Genomic DNA, 7,249 nt, shown 5'->3' on the forward strand with positions numbered 1-7,249 from the left:
GGTGCCACCAAAAGGGATCCCCCGTACATATATTCATCCTCAACGGCTATCGCTTTCTTATCCCCGGGGAAAGCCATAGGAAGCGATTGCATCATGGGCATTCCATCGCGGTGTGCTAGCTGAGCCGTCTGAACACTATAAGGTAAAAGATTCTCTCTCAGCCAAGCGTAATATTTATAAAGCCTTACCGTATAGTCGCTATAAACCCAAGGCTCTCTAGGCTGTGTTCCGTGATAGCGCATAATCGGGCAAAATGTAGCAAATTCAGTCCATCGAATGTAGCTTTCCTCATCACAAAGTCCGTCATATCCGCCCGCGTCCACACCCCAGAATGGAAGACCAGAGGCTCCAGCGCTCAGTCCTCCATGAATAGAATAAGTAAGGCCTCTGAATCCGGATAACTGATCTCCGCCAAATTGACAGGCATAGCTTTGGGTTCCCGCTGCAGCAGACCGGGAGAAAAGAACATGATCTTCTCCTCGATACTTCAAAAACAGCTTTCGATAGGCTTTCGTATATGCCGTAGCATAGGCATTATGCATTTCATCGCCCTTACGGCCATCATAAAATACCGCTTCATCCGGTGTGATTTCCCCGAAGTCTACCATTGTTCCGTCAAAGCCCGCATCCATCCTGTCTTTCCACTCCGCTTCCAAAAGCTCCATAGCCTGCGGGTGAGAGAAATCAATTTCCGACGGGAGTTTTTTCTTTCCTGTGTAGAAGGGTGTCCTGGTAATCGGTAGCTCTTCCTTCGGACAGTTCGGTAAATACGCAGCAGCTTCCTCCTCTCCGATATGAGAAAACTGCCACGAAAATACACGGATTCCCCGCTGATGGGCAAAATCCGCAATCTGATATAGCTCTTCCTTATTACAGTGGTCTCCATACTTCCATCCTGCGCCTTCCGCATACAAGCCGGAATGAGGGATATCCAAGTTTTGGAAGCGGTTGATAACCCCCTCCATTTCCTTAACCACATCATGCGTGGGGCCATCCCCCCATCTTCCCACTCCGCCGCCTGCCCAGGGTCCAAAAACCCATTCCGGCGGAAGAAGTGGCTTCCCTGTAAGCTCCGTATAGGCATTCATATTTTCTGCCGGGCTTCCGGTAAATATCGTAAAGTCCGTTTTCTCTCCCATGGTAGAAACTCTTAAGCCATGATATTCTCTTCCGCAGTCCACCCGAATTCGATAAAAGCTGTTTATAAAAAGGGAGTATCCCGCTGTAGAATGGAATAAGGGAATATTCTTGTAGGACTGATTCCCTATGGAACATCCGCATCCTTCAAAGGCATCTCTATGCCAGAGACTCAATATTTTTCTACTCTGGTTTACCGCGTCAAAACGCTCTCCAAAGCCGTAGAGCATTTCTTCAGGATGCATGCCTTGCCGAAGGTCGAAGGCCATCCTCCCCTTAGTTCTATATAGTCGAAGATTTTCTTGATTTAATAAAAACTTATCCTCAATGGAAATTTTCCATTGCTTCCCCGGTACAATAGTCACTTCACCGAAAGAACCGTTGATTCGAAAGCAGTCTTTCTCTCTTTCCAATTTAAAAGGCACCGGTACTCCTTCAAAATCGCCCTTTTTTTCAAGATAAAACCGTACCGCTTTTTTCTGTGGTATAAGGTAGGCTTTTTTACACTCTCCCTCCATAAGAAAGGAAAGAGTAACCCTATCTTCTCCCTCTTCAACACTCTCTAATGAAGAAAATGACTTCCAATTTCCTTCATCCGCATTCCCCAGCGTACCGTCCGCATACCACCAGGAGGTCAAAGTTCGAAAGTAAGAAGTCAACTTATCCAGCGCTTTGCATGCCTCCTGAATCTCCTTTTTCCGTAGGGCTTCGTTGCACAGCCTTCTTTGTACCCAAGGATCAACTTTATCGAAGGCATTTTCACAACGAGCATTGGGGAAAAAGTCCAGCCCCTCCAAAATCAGAACATCCTGCCAACACTGTACCGTAACAATACGGTCCGCAAGATTCTCCTCCGTCGTCTCCTCCTCCGTTTTTTGTAAGTCCAAAATCTTCTTCCTGCTAAGGGAGCTCGGCCACTGCAAGACCGCAGGTCTCTGCCAATGCATAATTCCGCTGGGAAGGATAATACAGGCACATTTTACATACTCTACACTCGCCTTCTCTCCAAAATAACACTCCAGGAAGGTTTCCGGGTCATAGTCAAATTTATTCTCATAATTGGAATTCAAATCCAAGGGCGTTAAAGCCAAAAGCTCATTGGTCTGATTTTTCTTTCTGTAGATTTGAAAACGGAAGCAATCCTTCTCATCCGGTATCCCACCGAATAGCGTCCAAGGGATTGCAAAGGAAGCCGTCCAGGAATCTTCTCTAACCTCAAGCCCAAGCTGATAAGCCGAATCCGGAATTTTGCATATTTCGGCCTCATTTTTTTCCTGAAAATCATCATTTAAAATAGCCTGATCCCCACCGTGATAAGTCATTCCCTTTTCTGTATGAGCATCCTGCCTTCCATCCGAGTCTGCCGCAAAAACGGCATAGTCCCTCTGACCGAACCGCTTTCCGGAAAGAACAAGCTCTACTTTATCTTTCCTCTTCATCCATTCCAATTCCCTGGTATTTCCATCCTTAGGCCGTAGAACTCTCGGACTAGTTTCATAGCAAGTTACTTTCACATAAAGATTGCTTTTGTCCCACAGCATCTCGGCTTCCGTCTTGGAAAGAACTACTCTTCCGCCTGCACTGTAAAAAGTCTCAAAGTGTACGGTCTTCTCCCGGTCTACTGTATTTTCCCGTTCGACTGCCCCCCTCACGGCCTTCCCTAAATAGACAACCCCGATTCCATAGCTATTCTCTTTTTCTGTGTCCATCTCTATTTCTCTACTTTCCCGCTTCATGGTCTATTTTCATCCTTCCATTATCCATTCTTTCTCTTCTATTCTTTCTCTTCCATTCTTTCTTTTCTATTCTTTCACTGCACCCTCGGTCAGGCCCTGCTTAATAAACTGTTTTTGGAAAAGGATAAACAGCAGTATATTGGGTAGAATCACGATGGTGCTTGCCGCAAACAGGCGTCCAAACTCCGTCGTGTGTTGCCCTCTAAATAGTTGCAAGGCCACCGATAAGGTTCTCTTATTCATGGATTTTGTAAAGGTAAGAATATCAAAGAGATTTGACCAGTAACCGTTTAGCGCAAAGACAACCTGGGTTGCAATAGCCGGCTTACTTAAGGGGATAATGCAATGCAGTAAAGTTTGCAGCCTTGATGCACCGTCAAGATACATGGACTCTTCCAGTTCTCTCGGTATGGCTTCAAAAAATCCTCTGTAAAAAAAGGTACTGCCGGCCACACAGGTTCCGCCCCAAAGTAGCCATATTCCCTTATAATCATCGATGAGATGCAGACCGTTCAGTACCGTATATTGAGAAATCATAGCCAGCTGAGCGGGGATCATCATGGTTAGCAACAGGATATTGAACAATAATTCCTTTCCCGGAAATTTAAACTTGGCAAAGGAATAGGCCATAGTTACCGAAACAAACAGATTGATGAATACGCCTCCAGCCGTGACAATCACCGTGTTCAAAAAGTACGTTTGAAAATGACCGGAGAACCAGACCTTCACATAATTTTTAGTATAAAGCGGAAGCTTCGGGAAAATAATCGGTTCATTGGGAAGTACGCCCTTAACCTTCATAAAGGAGGTGGATACCATGGATAAGAATGGCAGTAAGCTGATTACACATATCAGAATCAGAAGGATATGAACCAAAAACTGTTCCATTGTCTGTTTCTTTTTCATTTTTATCCTCCTTACTCATCCTGACCGTAGCGCAGATACTTCTTTAAAAACATGGACAGGATGAAAACAACGCCTCCCATCACTAAACCGCAGGATGCGGCATAACCGAATTCAAAGTAGTTAAATGCACGCCGATACACATAGTCCATAACCACATCGGTTGTGCCTATCGGATCTCCCTTTGTAAGCAGAAATACCTGGATAAAAATGTTCATCGCACCGTTAATCAGATTAATCAGCAAATAAAAAGTGGTGGCTTTCAAGCCGGGAACCGTAATATACCAAAACATCTGTACATTGTTCGCACCATCCACCTTGGCAGCCTCATAACGATCCATGGGAATCCCCTGAAGACCGGCTGTGTAAATAATCATTACCCAGCCGAAGCCTTTCCATATAGAACAGAACCAAATGACGAAATTTGCCGTCCAGGTATTTTTCAGCCAGGAAACCGGCTCCTTCAGAATCCCAATGCTCGTCAAAATATAATTGACAAGACTCCCGTTATCGGGCTGAAAAATATAATCCACGATATTACAGAAAACAACCCAGTCACAAATAACAGCGATATAAAGTAAAATTTTGTAGATATTTTTTCCAAAACGCAGGTTATGGATGAAGACCGCAACCAAGAGTCCTAAAATCAGCTGTCCGGGCACGGTAATCAGTATGGCAAGGATATTGTTTCGAAATGCCATCCAGAAAAAGTAGGCATCGGAGCCTTTTACGTGTATATCTGTAAAGATTTTCCTGTAATTGGCCAAGCCGACAAACTCGTTTTTTGCTCCGGGCATAATGCTGTAATTGGTGAAGGATATATAGATATTTTTGATTTGCGGGTAGAGGACAAACAAAATAAAAAGCACGGTTCCAATCAATAAAAACGGAATAACCGAAATCCACTCTCTGATCCCTTTTTTAAATCGTCTTGAAAATGACTGTTCTCCCATTTCCCTACTTCTCCTGTCTAAGAACTTTTAAACGAGAAATCGCACACTTTGTACACGATACTCGTTATGAAACAAAAATAGCGGAGATTTTTCTGAAAACGAGGTATCCGGCACTTTAGACCAATCTCTCGTTACAAGCAAAAGCTTTGTTCGAAAATTCCCCGCTATTTCACTAAGTTCAATTATTTATCCGCATCCTGAAGGAGTGCATCGATTTCCGTTGCCGCCTTCTTTAAAGCGGACGCCGGCTCATCCTCATGCAATAAGCAGCTGGTAAAAGCAACTGTCAACTTATCGGACATCTTTTCCCAAACCGGTGTCGGCGTTCTGGGTACGGCACCTTCCAACTGCTTCAAATAAATGTCCATATAGGGTGTATTTTTTACTTCGTCACTTTCCGCAACCGATTTAACCGTCGGAACAAGATGTCCTCCGCCTACGGCCTGTGCGGTTTGTGCGTAATCACTCATCAAGAACTGCGCAAATACCCATGCAGCATCCTTGACTTTGCTGCCGTTAAAAATAACCAGGTCTTCTCCGCCGTTAACCGTAAGAGAACCTGCACTGCCTGCCGGAAGAAGTCCTCCCTCTACCTTCGCAATCTGCTCCTCATCGTCATTTGCATAGAACCATGGTCCCTGATAGGAGAAGAGATACTGTCCGTCATACAGTCCGTTTGCCGCATCCGGCTTTCCTCCGTTCATGCAAGGGCCGATAATTCCCTCGTCGTACCATTTCACAATGGTTTCCATCGCTTTGATGCTTGCTTCACTGTCTAAATAGCCGGAAGCTTTCGTATAATCCTCATTGGTATACACACCGCCCAGAGAATTAAACAGCGGCGCCATGGACCACGGGTTCGGACCTTCACAGGCAATCAGATACTGGTCTTGATTCAGCTTATCCTTAAGAGCCACAACCTCGTCATAGGTCTTCGGAAAATCCTTTAAGCCCAACTGCTCCATCACTGCTTTACTCCAGGTACCGGAAAGGCAATTGGTATTTAACGGAAGACCGTAATACTTCCCGTTATAATAATTGGTCTTCAGCGGTCCTTCAAAGAGCTTATCCTTCATCTCCTTAAAGCCTTCCAAATCGTCTACCGGCTCCAGTGCCCCCATCTTTGCAAGTTCCGGCACCCAGATAATATCCATTCTCATTAGGTCTGGGCCGGTATTTCCGGAGATACCGGTAATGATTTGTTGCATCAAGCCGTCATAGGGCATTCTTACCGCATCAATATGGATTTTAGGATAGCGCTTTTCAAATTCGGGGATAATCTGTTCCGTTAAAACTTCTTCTTCTGCATCCGAATGCGTATGCCAATAGGTCACGGTTGCTTCCTCTCCATTGTAGGCAATGGCCCTTTCTGATGCTTTCTGATCCTCTCCATCCGCCTTTTCCTGAAGAGAAGATGTCTCACTCTTTCCCGCATCACCGGAAGAGCTTCCACAGCCAAAGAGTGCAGTCGTTGCAACAAGCGTTGCCATAATACTCGCCAAAACTTTCTTTTTCATTTCTCCTCCTTTACAAAGTGAATTTTTTGTTTTCATTTTGCTTTTTATCCTGCTTTTAAGCAATGCCTTTTTTTGTCTTATTTGTGCTTTTTTTATGTTTTTTTCTTTTGTATATATTTATTATTGTGCATTTCGTCCAGCAATAGTATAATAGCGTTTATAATTATTGAAATGCTATTTTCGGAGAGATTAACAATGGAATTAATAGAGTACGAACAAGTTATTCCGGAAATCAATTGCTTTTGCAAGGTTTTTCATTCACAACTCATTGAGAAAGAAAAAAAAAGTCCCACCGGTCGCCCTCTTCCTCACTGGCATAGCAGTTACGAATTTAATGTCTGTATAAACGGAAGGCTCGAAAATCATATAGAAAATGAAGTGAGTTATATAGAGTCGGAGGAGTTTGTTTTAATCAATCCGAATGTTGTTCATACCTCCTACGAAGTGAGCGAAGATTATCTCGGCTTTGCCGTTTTGATTCCCGAGGAATATATCCGCATGTATTTTGAAAATCCGGATAAAAAACAGGTTCTGCTTTTTACCAAACAGAATTATGCTCCCCATAAAGAAGAAATCTGGCGGCTCCTATACAAGCTGTATCTATATTCTCTTTCTACCGCATCCAATAGGATTATTGGGATGAACAGCTGTATTTTATCCATCTTTACCCTCCTTCTCACTGAGAATGAAGAGGAAGAAGAAAGTGCCGATACCATGGATGCTCTATCCTTAAAAAGCGGATCGCAATACACAGACTATGTCAACGTCCACTATAGAGAAAATATTCAATTGAAGGATGTGGCATCTCACTTCGGTTTTACCACTGCTTATTTTTCAAAGCTTTTTTATCGTGAAACAGGACGAAATTTCAAATTTTATTTGTCCACTATTCGCTTAAGTCACGCAGTATTCCTCTTAAAATCTACCGACCTTTCCATTACGGAAATTGCAGATAGAAGCGGATTTCCTAAACTGCGAGCATTTACGGATTTATTCCTAAAGG

The 7,249-nt window shown here is 43.7% G+C and carries 5 protein-coding genes; 1 reads left to right on the forward strand and 4 read right to left on the reverse strand.

All coding sequences use genetic code 11. The annotated features are described in order from the left end of the window. The 4 genes from RYL27_RS09905 to RYL27_RS09920 all read right to left on the reverse strand — a co-directional run. Positions 1-2,846 (reverse strand): TIM-barrel domain-containing protein (locus tag RYL27_RS09905; protein WP_314966944.1); only part of this gene is annotated, 2,846 nt, incomplete at its 3' end. Positions 2,847-2,939: 93 nt separating this feature from the next. Next, a complete protein-coding gene (locus tag RYL27_RS09910) occupies positions 2,940-3,779 on the reverse strand; it encodes a carbohydrate ABC transporter permease (RefSeq protein ID WP_314345016.1) in 840 nt (279 codons plus the stop codon). 11 nt (positions 3,780-3,790) lie between these two features. Next, complete coding sequence (locus RYL27_RS09915) at positions 3,791-4,729, reverse strand: carbohydrate ABC transporter permease (protein ID WP_314345018.1); 939 nt, start codon at positions 4,727-4,729, stop codon at positions 3,791-3,793. Positions 4,730-4,911: 182 nt separating this feature from the next. Then, a complete protein-coding gene (locus RYL27_RS09920) occupies positions 4,912-6,246 on the reverse strand; it encodes an extracellular solute-binding protein (RefSeq protein ID WP_314966947.1) in 1,335 nt (444 codons plus the stop codon). A 195-nt stretch (positions 6,247-6,441) separates the two neighbouring features. On the opposite strand from RYL27_RS09920, the gene RYL27_RS09925 reads away from it, so the two are divergent. Further along, positions 6,442-7,249 (forward strand): AraC family transcriptional regulator (locus RYL27_RS09925; RefSeq protein WP_314966949.1); only part of this gene is annotated, 808 nt, incomplete at its 3' end.

This window comes from Oribacterium sinus (genome assembly GCF_963537195.1).
GTDB classification, from domain to species: domain Bacteria; phylum Bacillota; class Clostridia; order Lachnospirales; family Lachnospiraceae; genus Oribacterium; species Oribacterium sinus_A.

Coding starts and splice junctions, on each gene's coding strand:
- RYL27_RS09915 (WP_314345018.1), bottom strand. CDS start 4,729: ATGGGAGAACAGTCATTTTCAAGACGATTTAAAAAAGGGATCAGAGAG.
- RYL27_RS09920 (WP_314966947.1), bottom strand. CDS start 6,246: ATGAAAAAGAAAGTTTTGGCGAGTATTATGGCAACGCTTGTTGCAACG.
- RYL27_RS09910 (WP_314345016.1), bottom strand. CDS start 3,779: ATGAAAAAGAAACAGACAATGGAACAGTTTTTGGTTCATATCCTTCTG.